Annotated in this window: 17 protein-coding genes and 1 tRNA gene; 15 read left to right on the top strand and 3 right to left on the bottom strand. The window is 43.2% G+C overall.

Annotation, left to right across the window (positions count from 1 at the left end):
- The first annotated feature begins 93 nt into the window (after window positions 1-93).
- From leuS to MHN79_RS16915, 13 genes are all read left to right on the top strand, one after another.
- Window positions 94-2,667 carry a leucine--tRNA ligase gene (gene leuS, locus MHN79_RS16975; protein ID WP_239173858.1) on the top strand — a complete coding sequence of 858 codons (2,574 nt, stop codon included), beginning with the start codon at window positions 94-96 and terminating at the stop codon, window positions 2,665-2,667.
- Between the two features lie 110 nt (window positions 2,668-2,777).
- Entirely contained in the window at window positions 2,778-3,371 is a 594-nt protein-coding gene (gene lptE, locus MHN79_RS16970) for an LPS assembly lipoprotein LptE (protein ID WP_239173857.1), read from the top strand.
- 7 nt (window positions 3,372-3,378) lie between these two features.
- Window positions 3,379-4,392 (top strand): DNA polymerase III subunit delta, encoded by a 1,014-nt coding sequence (holA, locus tag MHN79_RS16965; RefSeq protein WP_239173856.1) that lies wholly within the window; start codon window positions 3,379-3,381, stop codon window positions 4,390-4,392.
- Window positions 4,393-4,445: 53 nt separating this feature from the next.
- Window positions 4,446-4,763, top strand: a complete 318-nt coding sequence (rsfS, locus tag MHN79_RS16960) for a ribosome silencing factor (protein WP_239173855.1) — start codon at window positions 4,446-4,448, stop codon at window positions 4,761-4,763.
- Window positions 4,764-4,765: 2 nt separating this feature from the next.
- Window positions 4,766-5,236: a 23S rRNA (pseudouridine(1915)-N(3))-methyltransferase RlmH gene (rlmH, locus tag MHN79_RS16955; RefSeq protein ID WP_239173854.1), complete on the top strand. Its 471-nt coding sequence runs from the start codon at window positions 4,766-4,768 to the stop codon at window positions 5,234-5,236.
- 7 nt (window positions 5,237-5,243) lie between these two features.
- Complete coding sequence (gene mrdA / locus MHN79_RS16950) at window positions 5,244-7,127, top strand: penicillin-binding protein 2 (RefSeq protein ID WP_239173853.1); 1,884 nt, start codon at window positions 5,244-5,246, stop codon at window positions 7,125-7,127.
- A 2-nt stretch (window positions 7,128-7,129) separates the two neighbouring features.
- Window positions 7,130-8,251: a rod shape-determining protein RodA gene (rodA, locus tag MHN79_RS16945; protein ID WP_239173852.1), complete on the top strand. Its 1,122-nt coding sequence runs from the start codon at window positions 7,130-7,132 to the stop codon at window positions 8,249-8,251.
- Window positions 8,252-9,037 (top strand): septal ring lytic transglycosylase RlpA family protein, encoded by a 786-nt coding sequence (locus MHN79_RS16940; protein ID WP_160926138.1) that lies wholly within the window; start codon window positions 8,252-8,254, stop codon window positions 9,035-9,037. It begins immediately after the preceding gene.
- An 89-nt stretch (window positions 9,038-9,126) separates the two neighbouring features.
- On the top strand, window positions 9,127-10,305 hold the full coding sequence (locus tag MHN79_RS16935; protein WP_114786548.1) for a serine hydrolase: 1,179 nt from the start codon (window positions 9,127-9,129) through the stop codon (window positions 10,303-10,305).
- A gap of 128 nt (window positions 10,306-10,433) precedes the next feature.
- Window positions 10,434-10,712, top strand: a complete 279-nt coding sequence (ybeD, locus tag MHN79_RS16930) for a DUF493 family protein YbeD (RefSeq protein WP_114786547.1) — start codon at window positions 10,434-10,436, stop codon at window positions 10,710-10,712.
- Between the two features lie 180 nt (window positions 10,713-10,892).
- Window positions 10,893-11,546, top strand: a complete 654-nt coding sequence (gene lipB / locus MHN79_RS16925; RefSeq protein WP_160926136.1) for a lipoyl(octanoyl) transferase LipB — start codon at window positions 10,893-10,895, stop codon at window positions 11,544-11,546.
- 22 nt (window positions 11,547-11,568) lie between these two features.
- The gene (gene lipA, locus MHN79_RS16920; protein WP_160926135.1) at window positions 11,569-12,534 is read left to right on the top strand and encodes a lipoyl synthase; all 966 of its coding nucleotides are present in this window, start codon (window positions 11,569-11,571) and stop codon (window positions 12,532-12,534) included.
- 139 nt (window positions 12,535-12,673) lie between these two features.
- Window positions 12,674-13,000, top strand: coding sequence for a hypothetical protein (locus MHN79_RS16915; RefSeq protein ID WP_114786544.1), 327 nt, complete (start codon window positions 12,674-12,676; stop codon window positions 12,998-13,000).
- A gap of 64 nt (window positions 13,001-13,064) precedes the next feature.
- Here the strand turns inward: MHN79_RS16915 and glyA are convergent, their stop codons facing one another.
- Complete coding sequence (gene glyA / locus MHN79_RS16910) at window positions 13,065-14,315, bottom strand: serine hydroxymethyltransferase (RefSeq protein WP_239173851.1); 1,251 nt, start codon at window positions 14,313-14,315, stop codon at window positions 13,065-13,067.
- 351 nt (window positions 14,316-14,666) lie between these two features.
- Between glyA and MHN79_RS16905 the strand changes: the two genes are divergently transcribed.
- Window positions 14,667-15,266 (top strand): YitT family protein, encoded by a 600-nt coding sequence (locus tag MHN79_RS16905; protein ID WP_239173850.1) that lies wholly within the window; start codon window positions 14,667-14,669, stop codon window positions 15,264-15,266.
- Between the two features lie 47 nt (window positions 15,267-15,313).
- On the opposite strand, the gene vexH is transcribed toward MHN79_RS16905, so the two are convergent.
- The gene (vexH, locus tag MHN79_RS16900) at window positions 15,314-18,424 is read right to left on the bottom strand and encodes a vibriobactin export RND transporter permease subunit VexH (protein ID WP_239173849.1); all 3,111 of its coding nucleotides are present in this window, start codon (window positions 18,422-18,424) and stop codon (window positions 15,314-15,316) included.
- Window positions 18,424-19,488, bottom strand: a complete 1,065-nt coding sequence (locus tag MHN79_RS16895; RefSeq protein ID WP_239173848.1) for an efflux RND transporter periplasmic adaptor subunit — start codon at window positions 19,486-19,488, stop codon at window positions 18,424-18,426. The genes vexH and MHN79_RS16895 overlap by 1 nt, the downstream gene beginning before the upstream one ends.
- Window positions 19,489-19,949: 461 nt before the next feature.
- On the opposite strand from MHN79_RS16895, the gene MHN79_RS16890 reads away from it, so the two are divergent.
- Window positions 19,950-20,034: transfer RNA gene (locus tag MHN79_RS16890), tRNA-Tyr, on the top strand.
- Window positions 20,035-20,170: the final 136 nt, after the last annotated feature.

Here is a 20,170-nt window from a genome sequence, read left to right as displayed (position 1 = left end):
TTGTTGTGCTCCTCTCCTTTAGGTATTCTATGACGATCTATTTATGTCTGTTCTAACTGAACTCACAATTTCCAAGATAACCGGATATCATCGATGCAAGAGCAATACAATCCACAAGACATTGAACAAAAAGTTCAAAAGCACTGGGATGACAACAAAACCTTTGTTGTAAGCGAAAACCCAAACAAAGAAAAATTCTACTGTCTCTCTATGTTCCCATACCCAAGCGGTCGACTGCATATGGGCCACGTACGGAACTACACTATCGGTGATGTGGTCTCTCGCTTCCAGCGCTTGCAAGGCAAAAACGTCATGCAGCCAATTGGTTGGGATGCTTTCGGTCTTCCAGCAGAAAATGCAGCGGTAAAAAATAACACTGCACCTGCACCTTGGACGTATGAAAATATCGAGTACATGAAGAACCAGTTAAAGCTGCTGGGCTTTGGCTACGACTGGAGTCGCGAGTTCGCTACTTGTACACCAGAGTACTACCGTTGGGAGCAAGAGTTTTTCACTAAGCTTTACGAAAAAGGCCTAGTTTACAAGAAAATGTCAACAGTTAACTGGGATCCAGTAGACCAGACGGTTCTTGCAAACGAACAAGTTGTGGACGGGCGCGGCTGGCGTTCGGGCGCAATCGTTGAGCAAAAAGAGATCCCTCAATGGTTCATCAAGATCACTGAGTACGCACAGGAACTGATCGATGATCTAGATAATTTAGATGGCTGGCCAGAAATGGTTAAAACCATGCAACGTAACTGGATTGGTCGATCAGAAGGTGTAGAGCTTAAGTTTGAAGTCAAAGGTCAAGCAGATCTAGAAGTCTACACCACTCGCCCAGATACGCTGATGGGGGTGACCTATGTTGGTATTGCTGCAGGCCATCCTCTGGCTGCAGAAGCCGCTAAAACAAACCCTGAGTTAGCCGATTTCATCGAAGAGTGCAAGAACAACAAAGTAGCAGAAGCTGAGATGGCAACAATGGAAAAGAAAGGTATGGCGACTGGCCTTACTGCTATCCATCCATTGAACGGCCGTGAAGTTCCAGTTTACGTCGCTAACTTTGTACTGATGGACTACGGCACAGGCGCTGTAATGGCAGTACCTGCACACGACCAACGTGACTATGAGTTCGCAACTAAATATGGCTTAGATATTATTCCTGTCATCAAACCTGCTGACGGCAGCGAACTAAATATCTCAGAAGAAGCGTACACTGAGAAAGGCGTACTGTTCGATTCAGGTGAGTTCGATGGTCTTGAATTCAAAGCGGCATTTAATGCCATCGCCGCTAAACTAGAATCGCAAGGAAAAGGGACAAAGACAGTTAATTTCCGTCTACGTGACTGGGGCGTATCACGTCAACGCTACTGGGGCGCGCCAATTCCGATGGTCACCACAGAAAATGGTGAAGTCCATCCTGTACCTGCAGAGCAATTACCGGTTATTCTGCCTGAAGATGTGGTTATGGATGGTGTAACAAGCCCAATCAAAGCAGATAAAGAGTGGGCCAAGACCACTTTCAATGGTCAGCCAGCGCTGAGAGAAACGGATACCTTTGATACTTTCATGGAGTCTTCTTGGTACTATGCACGATACTGCTCACCACAAGCGGATGATATTTTAGACTCAGACAAAGCAAACTACTGGCTGCCAGTCGACCAATACATCGGTGGTATCGAACACGCTTGTATGCACCTACTTTACTCTCGCTTCTTCCACAAACTGCTGCGTGATGCAGGCTACGTAACGTCCGACGAACCATTCAAACGACTACTATGTCAGGGAATGGTATTAGCTGATGCTTTCTCTTATGAGAACGAGAAAGGCGGCACAGAATGGGTTGCTCCAACGGATGTAAAAGTTGAGCGTGATGGTAAAGGCCGCATTATCTCTGCAAAAGACAACGAGGGTCGTGAGGTTGAGCACTCAGGCATGATCAAAATGTCTAAGTCAAAGAACAACGGTATAGACCCACAGGAAATGGTCGATAAATACGGTGCAGATACAGTGCGCTTGTTTATGATGTTCGCATCTCCTGCAGATATGACGTTAGAATGGCAAGAGTCTGGAGTAGAAGGTGCAAACCGCTTCTTAAAACGTATCTGGAAGCTGGTCAATGAGCATGCGTCACAAGGACACTCTCAACCTCTTGATACGCAGGCTCTATCTGGAGACCAAAAGTCTCTGCGCCGTGATGTACATAAAACGATTGCTAAAGTCACAGATGATATTGCTCGCCGTCAAACCTTCAATACAGCAATTGCGGCTATCATGGAGCTGATGAATAAACTAGCAAAAGCACCTCAAGAAGCAGAGCAAGATCGCGCTATTCTTGATGAGGCTCTTAAAGCGGTTGTTGTTATGCTTTACCCTATCACTCCACACATTTCATTCGAACTGTGGACCGCTTTAGGTGAATCAGACATTGATAATGCTGTTTGGCCAAAATACGATGATAAGGCATTAGTTGAAGACGAAAAACTTATTATCGTTCAGGTAAATGGTAAGCTGCGTGCGAAACTCACAGTACCCGCAGACATAGCGAAAGAAGATATCGAGAAGCTTGCTCTTAGCGATGAAAATGTTACTAAGTTCACACAAGGCAATACCATACGTAAAGTGATTTATGTTCCAGGTAAACTATTGAACATAGTAGCAAATTAACCACAAGCTTAAATTTAAGCAGAGTAAATACCTTGCTCTGCTTTACTTATCTTAATGTATTCACTGAGTAGATTAAGATAAGTATTCCACTAACTGAGAAAGTTTCATCAATGCGCCTAGCTCCAGTATCTTTTATAAAAATTGTCAGCGTTATCCTTAGCGCAAGTTTATTGTCAGCCTGTGGCTTTCACCTTAGGGGAGATTATTCAATCCCAGAAGAACTTGGGACACTGTCACTCACCAGCTACGATCAGTACAGTACTTTCACGCGCATGATGAAATCACAACTACGCGTTAATGAAGTCAATGTCGTTCCGCCATCAGAAAATGTTCCCAACCTGCATATCATTAGCGAAGGCTTAGGAGAGAGGAACTTATCCCTTTACCAAAATACAACTGCGGCAGAAAAAGAACTCACTTTTACAGCATCCTATCGAGTCACTATCCCTGATGTAGGCGATAAAACCTTCTCGACTAGCGTAAGCCGCAGTTACTTAGAAAACCCATTAACCGCTTTAGCAAAATCGGTTGAAAGAGACATGATCGAAGACGAAATGCGCCAATTTGCTACTGACCAGATTATTCGCCAAATGGCTCGTTTGCGTACTGATATCAAAGCAGGACATATACTGACACAAAAAGAGCTTGACTCCTTTGATGAACAAGCTAATAAAAACTCTCAAGAGATAGAAAGCACAGAGTAATCACATTATGCGTCTTTTCGCTGAGAGGCTTACCGAGCAACTGAGTAAACAGCTTCAGTCCGTTTATCTACTGTTTGGCAATGAGCCTCTGCTGTTACAAGAGTCACGTCGCTCAATCCAAGAAGTGGCTTATCATCAAGGCTTTGAAGAGCGCCACCGATTTGCTATTGATTCAAGCTTCGATTGGGAGACACTCTATCAGTGCTGTCAAAGCATGAGCTTGTTCTCATCACGCCAATTAATTGAGTTAGAGTTACCTGAAAGTGGCGTAAATACAGGTATTTCTAATGGGTTATTAAACCTGATTGAGATTCTACATAATGATATCGTTTTGGTCCTCATCGGCAGTAAGCTGACCAAGGCACAAGAAAATGCCAAATGGTTTAAAGCATTGTTGACCAAGGGGTGCTGGGTCAACTGCGTTTCTCCTGACATCAGCAGACTGCCGCAATTCGTGCAGGCACGCTGTAGAAAAATGAAACTGCAGCCTGACGCCGAAGCTATCCAGCTGCTAGCTCAGTGGCATGAAGGTAATCTGTTTGCATTAGTACAAAGCTTAGAAAAGCTAGCTCTTATCTACCCTGATGGACAACTAAACTTAGTCAGATTGGAAGAGTCTCTGAGCCGAAGTAACCACTATAACGCTTTCCAGTGGGCTGATGCTCTACTTATGGGCAAAGCGAAACGTAGCCAGCGGATCCTTCTCCAATTACAAGCGGAAGATATTGAGCCAACGATACTTCTGAGAACCATTCAAAAAGAGATGACGTTGCTAATGACTATGCATAGTAAAATGTCACTTCAACCACTAGGTGCCATATTCGAATCTCACAAAATTTGGCAATCGAAACGACCTTTGTATTCAAGCGCCTTAAATCGGCTATCAAAAAATAAAATAATGCGATTAATTCAGTTAATTGCCAAAGCAGAAATAATCTCTAAAACTCAATATGAGACATCCTGTTGGCCACTATTACACCAATTAAGTGCTGAGATATGCCTTCCACAGGTTGAGTTATAAAAAGCGTGATATACTTCCCCGCTTTGATTGAACAATACAAAGAGGAAAACATCTTGCAACTTGAAGAACTAAATAGTTTTCTGGTCGATAAAGCCGATGATATGAAAGCGCAACAAATACAGACCTTAAATGTAAAAGGGAAGTCATCGATTACCGACTACATGATTATTTGTACTGGAACTTCAAAACGTCATGTAAACTCAATAGCGGAACACGTTGCGAAAGAATCAAAGAGTGCAGGTATTGAACCACTTGGCGTTAATGGTGATGTCGAAGGCGAATGGGTGGTGCTCGATATGGGCAGTACGATAGTGCATGTCATGCAAGAGGAAAAGCGTGAGCTTTATCAACTTGAAAAGCTTTGGGGCTAAAAATGAAGCTACAACTGATTGCAGTTGGTACTAAAATGCCCAAATGGGTTGAAGATGGCTTTTTAGAATATAAACGTCGTTTTCCTCATGATATGCCATTGGAGCTAGTAGAAATTCCTGCAGGAAAACGGGGAAAGAATGCTGATATTGCAAGAATTTTGCAAAAAGAGGGTGAAGCTATGCTAGCTTCAGTACCGAAAGGCAATCGAATTATTACACTAGATATTCCCGGTAAAAAGTGGGACACACCACAATTGGCTCAGCAGCTAGAGAGTTGGAAGTTGGATGGACGAGACGTCTCTATCCTCATCGGTGGACCAGAAGGGCTTGCTCCTGCCTGCAAAGCTGCCGCCGACCAAAGTTGGTCGCTGTCTGCACTAACACTGCCACATCCGTTAGTAAGAATAGTTATGGCAGAAAGCCTATACAGAGCCTGGAGCATAACCGCCAATCACCCATATCACCGAGAATAAGTAGCCAATGTTACGAAAGCGCACCCGGTTTAGAGACTACCAAGCAGAAGCAAAACTATTTAAAAGTCGTGCTATCATCGCTTTCATTGGAATCATCACTATGGTTGGCCTCTTAATTGCCAACCTCTACAATATCCAAATCAATCAATATCAAGATTACAAAACTCGCTCCAACGACAATCGGATTAAAATTGTTCCTATCGCCCCCAATCGCGGATTAATTTACGATCGCAATGGTAAATTACTAGCGGAAAACCGCCCCGTTTTCAGTTTGGAAATTATCCCAGAAAAAATTAAAGATATGTCTGGGACAATTGAAGGACTAAGAAAATATCTCGACATTACTCCAGAACAAGTTGAAAGCTTTGAGCGAGAGCGACGTCATGCACGTCGATTTAAGTCTGTGCCGATTCTGACACAATTGACCCAAGACCAAGTCGCCAAGTTTTCTGTCAATCAACACAAATTTCCTGGGGTTACAGTCAATGCAAACCTCAAAAGACATTACCCCTACGGTGAAGTACTTACCCATGTCATTGGTTATGTGTCTCGGATCAACGACAAAGACATGAACAGACTGACTCGGGAAGGTAAAGAAGGTAATTACCAAGCTACACGAGATATAGGCAAACTCGGAATCGAGCGATACTACGAAGACTTATTACATGGCACCGCTGGATACCAAGAAGTAGAAGTCAACAGTCGCGGCCGTATTATTCGCACACTCAAATATATTCCGCCAGCACCAGGGAAAGATGTTGTACTTAATTTAGATATTGACCTTCAGCTTTATATCCACCAGTTGCTCTCTGAACGCAGAGGTAGTGTGGTTGTACTTGATCCCAATGATAACGGTGTTTTAGCTATGGTTTCCAGCCCTAGTTATGACCCGAATGCCTTTGTACATGGAATCTCTACCAAAGCCTATAATGCTTTACTTAAAGACAAAAATCGCCCCTTAGTGAATAGAGCCACTTTAGGAATTTATCCGCCAGCATCCACTATCAAGCCTTTAATGGCCGTAGCAGCACTTGAAGAAGGCGTGATCACTCCTTATACCACACGTAACGATCCGGGCTACTGGAAAATCCCCAACTCTAAAACCAAGCCTTTTAGAGATTGGTTACGCTGGGGGCATGGGAAAGTCAACATAGTCAAATCAATTGAAGAATCCGTCGACACTTTTTTTTATCAAATCGCCTATGATATGGGCATTGACCGCATCTCAAACTGGATGATGATGTTTGGCTTTGGAGATAAAACGGGCATTGATATCTATGAAGAAAGCAAAGCTAACATGCCAACCAAGGAGTGGAAAATAGCGCGACATCGAGTACCTTGGTACCAAGGGGACACCATACCTGTTGGCATAGGGCAAGGATATTGGACTGCGACGCCAATGCAAATCGCAAAAGCGACCTCAGTATTGATTAATCGAGGTAAGGTCATGCCTCCTCATTTGCTAAGAGGCACCGTAGATAACGGTCAACCATTCGAAGATCAAATATTAACCGAAGTAGAAACCTACCCACCCATTACAGGAGTTAAAAACCGTTTTTGGGATTTAGCGATTGAAGGGATGCGCCTAGTTAATCATGGGAAAAAAGGCACCGCTCGTCGAGCATTTTATAACACAGCGTATGTCAGTGCCGGAAAGTCCGGTACTGCTCAAGTATTTGGTCTTGGTGAAGATGAAGAATACAATGCTGACGAAATTGCTGAGCACTTACGTGACCACGCTCTATTTACTGGTTTTGCACCGCTTAACTCACCCAAATTGGTGGTCACTGTTGTACTAGAAAATGCTGGAGGAGGCTCATCACAAGGTGGCCCTCTAGTAAGAAAAGTCTTTGATAAAGTGTTAGTCAAAGAAAAAGAAGAGGCAAAATAATCATGGATTTTGATCCATCCACAGGACAGAATCGAGCTCTATTTGAGCGCTTCCATCTCGATCTCCCCCTTTTACTCGGAATTTTAGTCCTCATGGGCTTCGGTCTTGTCGTCATGTATAGTGCAAGTGGTCAAAACCTTGGCATGATGGACCGGCAAGCTATGCGTATGGCTCTATCACTAGGCATTATGGTTTTGCTTGCTCAAATACCACCTCGTACCTACGAGACTCTTGCCCCACTCATGTTTACAGTCGGTGTTCTACTGCTACTTGGGGTACTGTTCTTTGGCGAAGCCTCTAAAGGTGCTCAGCGCTGGCTAAATCTTGGGTTCGTGCGATTCCAGCCCTCGGAGCTTTTAAAACTCGCCGTTCCTCTAATGGTGGCACGATTTATTGGTAAGCGCTCATTACCACCAAACTTTCAAACCTTAGTACTGTCGCTAGTAATGGTCTGTGTTCCGACCATTCTTATTGCTAAACAGCCAGACTTGGGGACTTCAATACTGATCGCCGCTTCTGGTATATTCGTTATCTTCCTAGCAGGCATCAGTTGGAAAATTATCTTCGCTGCGGTTTGTAGCCTTGGGGCATTTTTGCCTGTCCTGTGGTTTTTTCTGATGAGGGAGTATCAAAAAGTCAGGGTCCGAACACTCTTTAATCCTGAATCAGACCCTCTGGGAGCTGGATACCATATTATTCAGAGTAAGATCGCAATAGGCTCTGGAGGGATATCAGGCAAGGGGTGGCTACAAGGTACCCAATCTCAATTAGAGTTTCTACCAGAAAGACATACTGACTTTATTTTTGCTGTTATTGCCGAAGAGTGGGGATTAATCGGGATTTTGATCTTACTCAGCTTGTATTTGTTTATCATTGGTCGAGGTCTGGTTTTAGCCAGTAAAGCGCAAACAGCTTTTGGCCGGATGATGGCTGGTAGTATAGTTTTAAGCTTCTTTGTTTATGTTTTTGTTAATATAGGGATGGTTAGTGGTATCCTACCTGTAGTCGGAGTACCCTTACCACTTATTAGCTACGGTGGAACCTCCATGGTTACCCTGATGGCAGGCTTTGGCATATTAATGTCTATACACACTCATAGGAAAGCTTTCTCTAAGGCAACATAAATGATTTTTAAAAATGTCCTGATCGGTATACTTTGCGCTATTACCATTTTTTTGGCTGGCTGCTCTTCTTCTCCGTCACAACGCTATTCAATAGAAGATGATCTTGCGCCAAACGCCCCTATTTCGGTTGACCATATTGAAGATGCACACCCTCAATACGAACCATATAGCGTAGGCGGAAATCGTGACTATACCCTAAGAGGTCAACACTACTCCATCATTAAGGAACCTCAAGGCTTTACTCAAGAGGGGATTGCTTCATGGTATGGAAAAAAGTTTCACGGTCATCTCACGTCTAATGGCGAGGTCTATGACATGTACTCGATGTCAGCCGCTCATAAGACTTTACCCATTCCAAGTTATGTCAAAGTGACCAACAAAGACAACGGGAAAACAGCAATTGTTAGAGTTAACGATAGAGGGCCTTTCCACCCGGGACGCGTTATCGACCTTAGCTATGCAGCTGCAACTAAGCTTGACGTCATTCGCACAGGGACCGCTAATATAAAACTAGAAGTTATTTCAGTAGAAAAACCCACGGCTCAACACAAGCAAAAATCGATACCTAAATTTGTTGTGCAAGTCGCTTCATCAAAACACCAAGACAGAGTGCGAACTTTAGCTAAAGATTTGAGTCAAAACCTTTCAGTAAAGAGTTACGTCAATTCAGACAATAATATCCATCGTGTCTTTTTGGGTCCATTTGATGACTATATGCTGACGCAAAAAACGTTAGAACAAGTTAAACTCATGGGCTATTCAAGCGCCTTTATAAAATCCTTGTAGTCCTCAAACCAGTGTGAGGCATGTCTTACACTGGCTTGAGAGATTGTTTCTGTTAAGATATGGACAGTTAATTAAAACCTGTAGTCAATATGAAAAAAACAACGCTAATCAAATCCGTTTTTGCTTCTTCTATTGCGCTTTCTGCAACATTCGCATCATCTTCTTTCGCGGCACCTATCGTCGTACCTGATGCTCCTCAAATTGCTGCTAAAGGCTATGTTCTGATGGATTACCATTCAGGTAAAATACTCGCAGAGCATGAGATGAATACCAAATTATCACCTGCAAGCTTAACCAAAATGATGACAAGTTATGTCATTGGCCAAGAATTAGAGCGCGGAAACATCTCACCCGATGACGATGTCACCATAAGCAAAAATGCATGGGCAAAAAACTTCCCTGATTCATCGAAAATGTTCATTGAAGTCGGCACCACAGTCAAAGTGAAAGACTTAAACCGTGGCATTATTGTGCAATCTGGAAATGATGCCTGCGTTGCCATGGCCGAGCACATTGCGGGATCAGAAGATGCGTTTGTTGATTTGATGAATGCGTGGGCAGACAGCCTAGGAATGAAGGATACTCATTTTGCTAACGTACATGGATTAGATAACCCGAATCTATACTCAACGCCTTACGATATGGCACTATTGGGCCAAGCTTTGATTCGTGATGTTCCGGATGAATACCGTATTTATTCAGAGAAAAAGTACACCTATAACGGCATTACCCAATATAACCGCAACGGTTTATTGTGGGATAAGAGCATGAATGTAGACGGTATTAAAACTGGCCACACAAGTAATGCCGGGTACAGTTTGGTGAGTTCAGCCACCGAAGGACAAATGCGTTTGGTCGCTGTGGTCATGGGAACTAAAAATGCCAATGCACGTAAGTCTGAGAGTAAAAAGCTACTAAGCTATGGTTTCCGCTTCTTTGAGACGGTTGCACCACACAAATCTGGTGAAACTTTTGTCGAAGAAAAAGTCTGGATGGGTGATAAAGATACAGTTGCGCTTGGCCTTGATCAAGACACCTATGTAACCCTTCCTCGAGGTCAGGCTAAAAATCTTCAGGCCAGTTTCGTGTTAGAAAAAGAGCTCGAAGCACCAATTAAGAAGGGCGATGTTGTCGGTAAGCTATACTATCAACTAGAAGGCGAAGATGTCGCTGAGTACCCACTCCTTGCTCTCGAAGACGTAGAACAAGGCAGCTTATTCAGTCGTCTTTGGGATTATATCGTCATGTTGTTCAAGAGCATGTTTTGATCTTCCCAGCTTCCATAACTTGAAAGCCGCACAAAGCGGCTTTCTTTGTTTTATGGCCTGTTGAGATTTAAGTTGAATAGCAGTACTATTTCGCGCTGGCTAAATGACATCCAATTTGGAGTTTCAAAATGTTGACTATTAACTCAGATGCAAAACTAAAAGATCTGCTTGAATTCCCATGTTCTTTTACTTACAAAGTCATGGGCTATGCTAAGCCTGAGTTGCCAGAGAAAGTACTTGAAGTCATACAACGACATGCTCCAGGTGACTACAGCCCGAGTGTCAAACCAAGCGCTAAAGGGAACTACCACTCTGTTTCTATTACGATTACAGCAACATCTATTGAACAAGTGGAAACTCTCTACAAAGAGCTCGGTGAGATTGATATCGTTCGTATGGTTTTGTAAATTTATTTGATTTAATCAAATAAATTTAAAAGCAGCCACAAGGCTGCTTTATTTATATATATCAGATAGATATAAATCTTCTACTTTTCAGAGGGTTAAAAATATCTTACTTACATATAGTTACATGAACCGAACCAGTTTATACTCCGTAAACCTGATTAACTGACGATAGGATTAGGAATGTACAACCAGCTTGTTGTAAAGCACTTGGGCCGACAGGACTATGAACCGATTTGGCGAGCCATGCATGAGTTTACAGATTCTCGAACAGAGGAAACCTGTGACGAAGTTTGGCTTGTTGAACACAACCCTGTTTTTACTCAAGGTCAAGCTGGCAAAGCAGAGCACTTAATCAATACTGGTGAAATCCCCGTCGTACAAAGCGATAGAGGTGGGCAAGTTACCTACCATGGGCCAGGTCAACTAGTGGCTTACTTCCTGATTAACCTTCGTCGTAAAAAACTCGGTGTACGCGATCTTGTCACAACAATTGAGACACTCGTGATAAAAACACTAAAATATTACAATATAGAGTCGGCAGCACGACCAGATGCACCAGGTGTCTATGTTGATGGTAAAAAGATCTGCTCCTTGGGCCTTAGAATTCGCAAAGGCTGTTCATTTCACGGTTTAGCTCTCAACGTGAATATGGATCTGTCGCCCTTTTTGCGTATTAATCCATGCGGCTATGCGGGTATGGAAATGGTTCAAATGAGCCAGCTTGGTGGACCAACAGATCTTGCCCAAGTTGAGACGACACTAGTCGAAGAACTTGTCACTTTGCTTGATTATGAGCAAGTTGAATTCAGCACAGAAGCCTCTCCTACGCGTTGAGAAGCAAAGAGAAGTATAAAGCATGAGTAAACCAATCCAAATGGAAAAAGGCGTTAAGTATCGCGACGCTGATAAGATGGCACTAATTCCAGTCAAGAATATGCCCACTGAGCAAAAAGAAATTCTGCGAAAACCTGACTGGATGAAAATCAAGCTACCTGCTGACAGTCAACGCATTCAAGAGATCAAATCAGCAATGCGTAAGAACAATCTTCATTCTGTGTGTGAAGAAGCATCTTGCCCTAACTTAGCTGAGTGCTTTAACCATGGAACCGCTACTTTTATGATCCTTGGTGCTATTTGTACTCGTCGCTGCCCATTCTGTGATGTCGCACATGGTCGCCCTGTTGCCCCTGAAGTTGATGAGCCTCAAAAACTGGCCCAGACCATCTCAGACATGAAACTCAAATACGTAGTTATTACCTCTGTAGACCGCGATGATCTTCGTGATGGCGGCGCCAAACATTTTGCTGACTGTAACCGTGAGATCCGTGCAAAGAACCCAAATATCAAAATTGAAACTTTGGTGCCCGACTTCAGAGGTCGAATGGATGTTGCTCTCGAATTGATGAAAGACAATCCTCCAGATGTCTTCAACCATAACCTAGAGACGGCTCCTCGCCTTTATCGTAAAGCTCGCCCTGGAGCAAACTACAAATGGTCTCTACAGCTACTGCAGAAATTTAAACAGCAGCACCCTGATGTTCCCACTAAATCAGGGCTTATGATGGGGCTTGGCGAAACAAAAGAAGAAATTATCGAAGTGTTGAAAGATCTTCGAGCTCACGGTGTCACTATGTTGACTCTAGGTCAATATCTAGCGCCAAGTCGTCACCATCTTCCTGTTGAGCGCTATGTACCGCCATCCGAGTTCGATGAGTTAAAAGAAATTGCACTGGACCTTGGATTCACCCACGCCGCTTGTGGGCCTTTTGTTCGCTCCTCTTACCATGCCGATTTGCAAGCTCAAGGGATAGAAGTTGGCTAAAGTCCAATTTTAAATATAAATAAAAAGGGCTAATTGAACCAATTAGCCCTTTTTATTGTTCATTTCTTGAATGAAACAACACTCTTCTATAGGCTTAGCCCTAATAATACTAAAACTGTTTTTATTCCAAGGGATGATTATGAAAAGACTAGGTTTTATTGCTCTAGCGATCACTGCAGTGACAGCAGGTTGTGCATCAAATACTCAACAAGATAACTTTCGTGAAGCTTCTTTTGAACTATGTAATACTGAAGTTGAATTATATTCTGTAAGTGACGACGGCCGTGTACGTATTGTTTGTGCAGATGGCTCTAAGTTTGCTCTAACCAGTGAAGACACTCTGGAAACCATGCGTGATATTAATATCGATTATTGTCACGGTGAAGGTCTAGGAAAGTTCAGTGAAAGCCGCAAGTACTACTCGTTCAAGTGTAAATCAGGCACACTCCTAAGTATTTCCAAGTAGAGACTAATGTACAAAAAGGGGGATACCATGTACCCCCCTTTTTAGTTTTCAAGTTACTGGAGCATTATGCATACACAGGTAAGCGCTGACAGATTTCAAGAACCTTTGCTTTAGTCGCTGAGATAACATCCTGATTATCAATATTATCTAGTACATCACACATCCAGTTAGCTAGTTCTTTCGCATCTTCCTCTGTAAATCCACGACGTGTGATTGCTGGCGAGCCAATACGTATCCCAGATGTAACAAATGGGCTGCGAGGATCGTTAGGTACCGAGTTTTTGTTCACCGTAATATTAGCTGAACCTAGAGCAGCATCCGCTTCTTTACCGGTAATGTCTTTATCTATTAAATCAACTAAGAAAAGGTGGTTTTCAGTGCCGTTTGAGACAATTTTATAACCACGTTCTTGGAACTGGGCAACCATAGCTTTAGCATTTTTAACCACACGCTCTTGGTATGCTTTAAACTCAGGCTCCATCGCCTCTTTAAACGCAACAGCCTTACCAGCAATAACATGCATCAATGGACCGCCTTGCCCGCCCGGAAATACTGCCGAATTCAGCTTCTTGTACATTTCTTCGCCGGCATTGGAAAGAATTAGACCACCACGAGGTCCGGCAAGCGTTTTGTGGGTTGTCGTTGTAACCACATGTGCATGTGGGACTGGAGTAGGATAAACGCCAGCAGCGATCAGGCCTGCTACATGCGCCATGTCAACGAATAAATAGGCACCAACCTTATCAGCGATTTCACGCATGCGCGCCCAATCAACAATTTGTGAGTAAGCTGAGAAACCACCAATGATCATTTTCGGTTTATGCTCTAACGCTAGCGACTCCATTTCGTCATAATTAATTTGACCCGCTTCATCAATACCATAAGGAATGATGTTGTAATGCTTACCAGAAAAGTTAACCGGTGAGCCATGAGTCAAGTGACCGCCGTGCGCCAAGCTCATACCAAGCACAGTATCACCTGGGTTTAACAACGCCATATAAACAGCACTATTTGCTTGTGAACCAGAATGAGGCTGAACATTCGCATAAGCACAACCAAACAACTCACACGCACGATCAATCGCCAAAGCTTCCGCTTTATCCACATATTCGCAACCACCGTAATAGCGCTTGCCTGGGTAGCCTTCTGCATACTTGTTGGTAAGTTGAGAGCCTTGAGCTTCCATCACTCGTGGACTGGTGTAGTTCTCTGACGCTATAAGTTCAATGTGCTCTTCTTGGCGACGAGTTTCTTCTTGGATCGCTGCGAACAGTTCCGCATCATAATCTGCGATATTCATATCACGCTTTAGCATCTGTATCTCCTGACTCAGATTTAAACTGAAAAACTAAGAATGACCCTAATAATCTGCGCAACCAGCTCACGCAAACGTTTGCATCACATTGATAGCGCGCATTCTACATAATTTGATCATAGCCATAAAGAGAAAATTATACTTTTTCTTATGAAGACTTTTCATGCAGAACAACAAAGTGTCACCCAATGTTGCCAAAAAAACTGATGAATAACAAAAGTGTCAATTTTTCTCTATACAGCCCGTAAAACAATATCTACATAGGTTTACCTGAAATTTACTACCCAAGCTACCGAAATAATATCTTTTTCACTATCATGCCGCCCTTAATTATTATTTTGTTTTTATATCATGGATAAACACTCACCAAAAGAAGACTGGATAGCGATCCTCACTGGAACATTTCTTGTCGCTCAGGGTATTTTTTTCCTCCAGTCAGGAGAGTTGTTGACTGGTGGTACCACGGGTTTAGCCCTTTTGCTCAATCAATTCATCCCGCTATCTTTTGGCACACTTTACTTTATGACTAACTGTCCTTTCTATTTACTGGCATGGCAACGGTTTGGCCCTAGATTTGCTATGAGTAGTATCATTTCTGGAGCCTTAGTATCGGTATTGTCTGATCACTTGTATCTAGTGATCAGTCTTGAAACCATCAATGACGTATACTGCGCAGTTGCTGGAGGGCTGTTAATGGGATTAGGTATGCTCATTTTATTTCGCCACCGTTCAAGCTTGGGTGGGTTCAATGTGCTGTGTTTATTTATTCAAGACAAATACGGCATTTCAGTGGGTAAGTGTCAACTTGCTATCGACTTCTGTATTCTTATCACTTCATGCTTTTTCGTTTCGCCGACTACCATAGGTTTATCCGTTATTGGAGCAGTTTTACTTAATATAGTGTTGGCGATGAATCACAAGCCTACTCGCTATTCGGTTAACTATAGCTAATCAAGTGCGAAAGCCCCTCTCACTTGATGAAAGGGGCTAAGCTAGATTTAATGAGACCTCCGCGCTTTTACATCATGGCTGAGTTCCTTATTCAGCTCAGCTTCAACATAACCTGGTGCTCGAGTCGATACCGAGATAAGTCGATACATAGCTGGGATCACAAACAAAGTCACCAAAGTGGCAAATCCCATACCAAAAAAGATAACGGTTCCGACCGCTACTCGACTCTCATAACCAGCGCCGTTAGAAAGGATAAGTGGCACCGCCCCTGCTAAGGTGGTAAAGGCCGTCATCATAATAGGGCGTAAACGACGGGCAGAGGCATCAACAATCGCCTTTTCAAATGCGAACCCCCTATCACGTAATTGGTTAGCAAATTCAACAATTAAAATACCATTCTTAGTCACCATACCAATCAGCATGATCATTCCTATTTGACTATAAATGTTGAGTCCTTGGCTCATCACAAGTAAACCCATAAAGCCGCCAAACACACCCATAGGTACTGTAAACATAACAACTAAGGGATTAATGAAACTCTCAAACTGAGCGGCCAAAACAAGATAAGCAACCAGTAAAGCCAAGCCAAACACCAAAAGCACACTAGATTGGTTCTCCTTATAGTCTTTGGACTCTCCCGCATAGCTTACCGAAATATCACCTGGCAACATCTCAATAGCTTTCTGGTCCAAATAATCCAGCGCATCACCTAAGGTATAACCTTCAGATAAATTGGCGGTTATAGTGATAGACTTTTGCTTGTTGTAATGGGATAACCGAATCGATGAGGCAACTTCTTCAATCTGAGTGACTGCATCTAAGGTCACTAATTCACCGGAGTTGGTTCTTAAATAGATTTGGCTGAGATCGGTAGCATTATTGAAGCTGTTTTCATCACCTCGCAAATAGACATCATACTCTTCACCTCGCTCGACAAAGGTCGTCTCACTCTTGCCTCCAAGCATGATTTCAAGTGTGTCAGAAACATCCGCGACACTAATGCCCAACTCGGCAGCGCGCTGTTTATCAACATTCACGACCAATTCTGGCGTTCTTTCCGAGTAATCAATATCCACGCCTTCCATCATAGGAGAAGCTTCAGCGATCTGTTCGAGCTTTTCAGCCCAAGTTTTAAGTTCTGAATAATCGGCGCCCCCTAAAACAAACTGGACTGGCTCACTTGAGCCACCACGAAAACCGGGCATAAAGGGAAATATCCTCACATCAGCAATACCTGTAAGCGCTTTTTTCACCTCAGCCAACGCCTGTGAAGCCGTGACATCCCGATCGTTCCAATCATCAAGGATCATGATCACAAACCCTGTCTGATCGCCAGCGTTTCCGCCAAAGGCAGGCGACTGGATACTAAATGACTTAAGAAAACCCTCTCCCAATAAGGGCAGCAAGCGCTCTTCGACACGTTCCATATTTGCGGCCATCCTATTGTAACTGGTCGCATCAGCTCCTCGAACAAAAGCAAACACCACACCACGGTCCTCAGATGGCGCCAACTGTGAAGGTATCTGCTGCATCAGTCCCCAACTTCCAGCAACACAAGCAATAATGATAACCGGCGCAGCCCAAGTCCATTTCAAAGCTTTTGAAAGGGCTTTTCGATAACCCGTTTCAAGACGCGAGAACAGGCATTCAACATACAAGTTAAATCGGCTCGGTTTTACATTGGCTTTCAGCAGGTGGCTACTTAGCACTGGCGTTAGCGTTAAAGCAATCAAAGAAGAGAACACGACAGCCATTGCAAGTAACACCGAGAATTCAGTAAAGAGCAAACCGACCATACCATCCATGAAGGAGATAGGCAGAAAGACCATCACTAAAACCAAGGTAGTGGCGACAACAGCAAATCCAACCTCTCGGGTGCCCTTGTAAGCCGCCAGCAGTGGTTTTTCTCCTCGCTCAATATGATGAAAAATGTTCTCTACCACTACAATGGCATCATCAACGACTAGGCCGATGGATAAAATCAAAGCCATCAAGGTGATGAGATTCACTGAAAAGCCAAAATAATACGCAGCAATAAAAGATGAAATGAGCGCAACCGGAACGGTAACAGCAGGAATCAAAGTCGCCCTCACCTGACCGATGAATATGTACAGAACCAGAATGACTAAACCACCAGTAATAAATAAGGTGTTATAGACTTCTGTGATAGAGCGTTCAATAAAGACCGTTGAGTCATAATCAATGGCAAGGCGCGTCCCCTTGGGTAAAAACTTCTGAACTTTCTCGACTTGTTCATGGACGCGATCTGCCACTTCAAGTGGATTAGCATCAGATTGAGGCACAATTCCCATGCTGACATTAACCACACCATCACTTTTAAACGTTGAACTCTCATTTTCTGCGCCAATAAACACATCAGCGACATCCTTGAGATAAATGGGCGTATTGTCACTGGCTCGTTTAACCACCAAATATTCGAAGTCTTCTGCTTGGCTATAACTGCGAGCTGTTCGCACAGACATAACTATTTGGTCATTTCGCACTTCTCCACCAGGACTCTCAATGTTTTCATTATTGAGGGCAGTGGTAATATCCGTTGTGGTTACTCCGCGCCCTGCCATCTCGGCAGGTTTGAGCCTGACATACATCACCTTATATAACCCGCCTGATACCTCAACCGAGCTGACACCAGATATCAGACTAAACCTATCTAGCAAGACACGATCAACATAATCGGTCAACTGGGTACGATCCATCTCAGATGAACTTAAATTGATATATAAAGAGGACTCTCCGGAGCCATTGTTCTTAAAAACGATAGGATCATCGGCTTCATCAGGTAACGAGCGCTGCGCCCTGGAGACCGCATCGCGAACATCACTGACACCTGTCGTCAGATCATAACCCAGCTCAAACGTAATCATAATTCTCGACATGCTATTGCGCGTAGTCGACTCAATTTGATCAATACCACTGATGCCGGATAATTGATCCTCAAGCACAGAAGTGATTTGACTTTCAATGATGGTGGCAGATGCTCCTTCATATCGAGTACTAATTGAAACAACAGGGCTTTCAATATCGGGCATTTCACGTACAGCGAGCTTGTTAAAAGAGACAATACCAAACACACATAAAAGCAAACTTAACACCACTGCAGCAACAGGGCGTTTAACAGCAACATCGGATAACCACATTAGAGTTCCCCTTTCTGTGTGGGTTTCTCTTTGGAAACTACCTCTGTAAGCTCGCTAACCGTCACACCATCGCGCATATTGACAATACCTTGAACAACGATTTTATCGCCAATCGATACTCCTTGTTCAATCACTACCTGATTACCAATTCGAGCCCCTAAAAAGACTTCTGTGCGATTAGCCTTACCCTTCCCATCGACTATGTAAACAAAGCGCTTAGTGCCTGAGTATTCAAGAGACTGCACTGGGATAATTGGCGCTTTGATCGCAGGAAACGCCATAGTGGCCGTCACTAACATTCCGGGCTTAAGTTGCCCGTTGGTATTGTCAAAGTGAACTCGTACTCTTAGATTGAGCGTCTCCTGATTAATTCTTGAATCAACGCCGACAACCTGGCCTTTAAACTCTTGTTTCCCCCACGCTGAGCTGGTCGCTAATACACTCATGCCTTTTGAAATCTGTGATAAATAGCGCTCAGGGACTTGCAGATCAAGTTGCATGACCGATAAATCGTCCAGTGATACTAATTCATCTCCTGCGGTGACAAACTTTCCAACACTAAAATCAATTAAGCCTACCGTTCCAGAAAAAGGCGCTCTGATGTGTAAATCACTCAAATCAGCCTTAGCAGCATCTAAACGAGCCTTTGCAATTGTCACACTTGCTTTTTGAGCATCTATTTCGGTTTGAGTAATCGCATTACTTTTAACCAAACGCTCAAATTCTTTAAGTTTACGTAATTCATCATCAAGATAAGCGCTAGCTTCGGCGATGCTGGCTTTGGCCTTGTCATCGTCTAGTTCAATAAGCATCTGGCCTACTTCAACCTGCTGATTCGCTTTTATAGCAATCTTATTGACTCGGCCAGTTACCTCAGGTGAGATAACGACTGATTGTTTTGCATCAATTTTCCCCACTAAGGTTAATGACTGGGATACCTCATGCGTTTGGACCTGCTCTGTCACAACAGTGATAGCCTGCATTTGGCCATTTCGAGCAAGCGCTGTTGACGCAGTGCTAGAGAGAGATAGAAAAACGAGACTTAAAGTAATTATTTTTTTCATGATTAAGTTCTAATTCAAAAGGCTGCATATAGTCTAATCGCTAAACCACTATAAAAACGTCAAGCAATGTAAAGAAAGGGAAATAAACTGTAAGTTTCGTTTTTAACTTAATCAGTCTACTTTCCTTGATATCTAGGCTAAAAAATCGACTATTTAACCAGTTTGGGCCGTTTTTTACTTTTCAATATCGTCAAAGTATGTTCAATTCGGGTGATTGTGGTTACTCTTAGTCACGAGCAAAGCCTAGATACAAGAATAAAAAAACACTAAGAGAATGAAATATAAGAGAAAATAAACATATATTTACTAGATTAATACTCATTTCTTGTCTCTTTGTCCAAAAAGCCAGCATTTAGTTCAAAATTACCAGAAAAGGCTTTACAGAGTTAACGAGTTTGCTATGATTCGGTCCTCGCTTGATTGATGTGTTGGGAAAACATCAACTAAGGATAAAACACCCTGGAGGGGTTCCCGAGTGGCCAAAGGGATCAGACTGTAAATCTGCTGGCACTGCCTTCGATGGTTCGAATCCGTCCCCCTCCACCATATTCAATGCTTGATTGCTGTGCTGGGAATACATCAGTTAAGGATAAAAATACCCTGGAGGGGTTCCCGAGTGGCCAAAGGGATCAGACTGTAAATCTGCTGGCACTGCCTTCGATGGTTCGAATCCGTCCCCCTC

Origin of the sequence: Vibrio sp. Of14-4 (assembly GCF_022347625.1) — a bacterium.
In the GTDB taxonomy this organism is placed as follows: Bacteria; Pseudomonadota; Gammaproteobacteria; order Enterobacterales; family Vibrionaceae; genus Vibrio; species Vibrio pristinus.
Note: the sequence above shows the minus strand (reverse complement) of the source record. Positions and strands in the feature narration are given on the sequence as shown.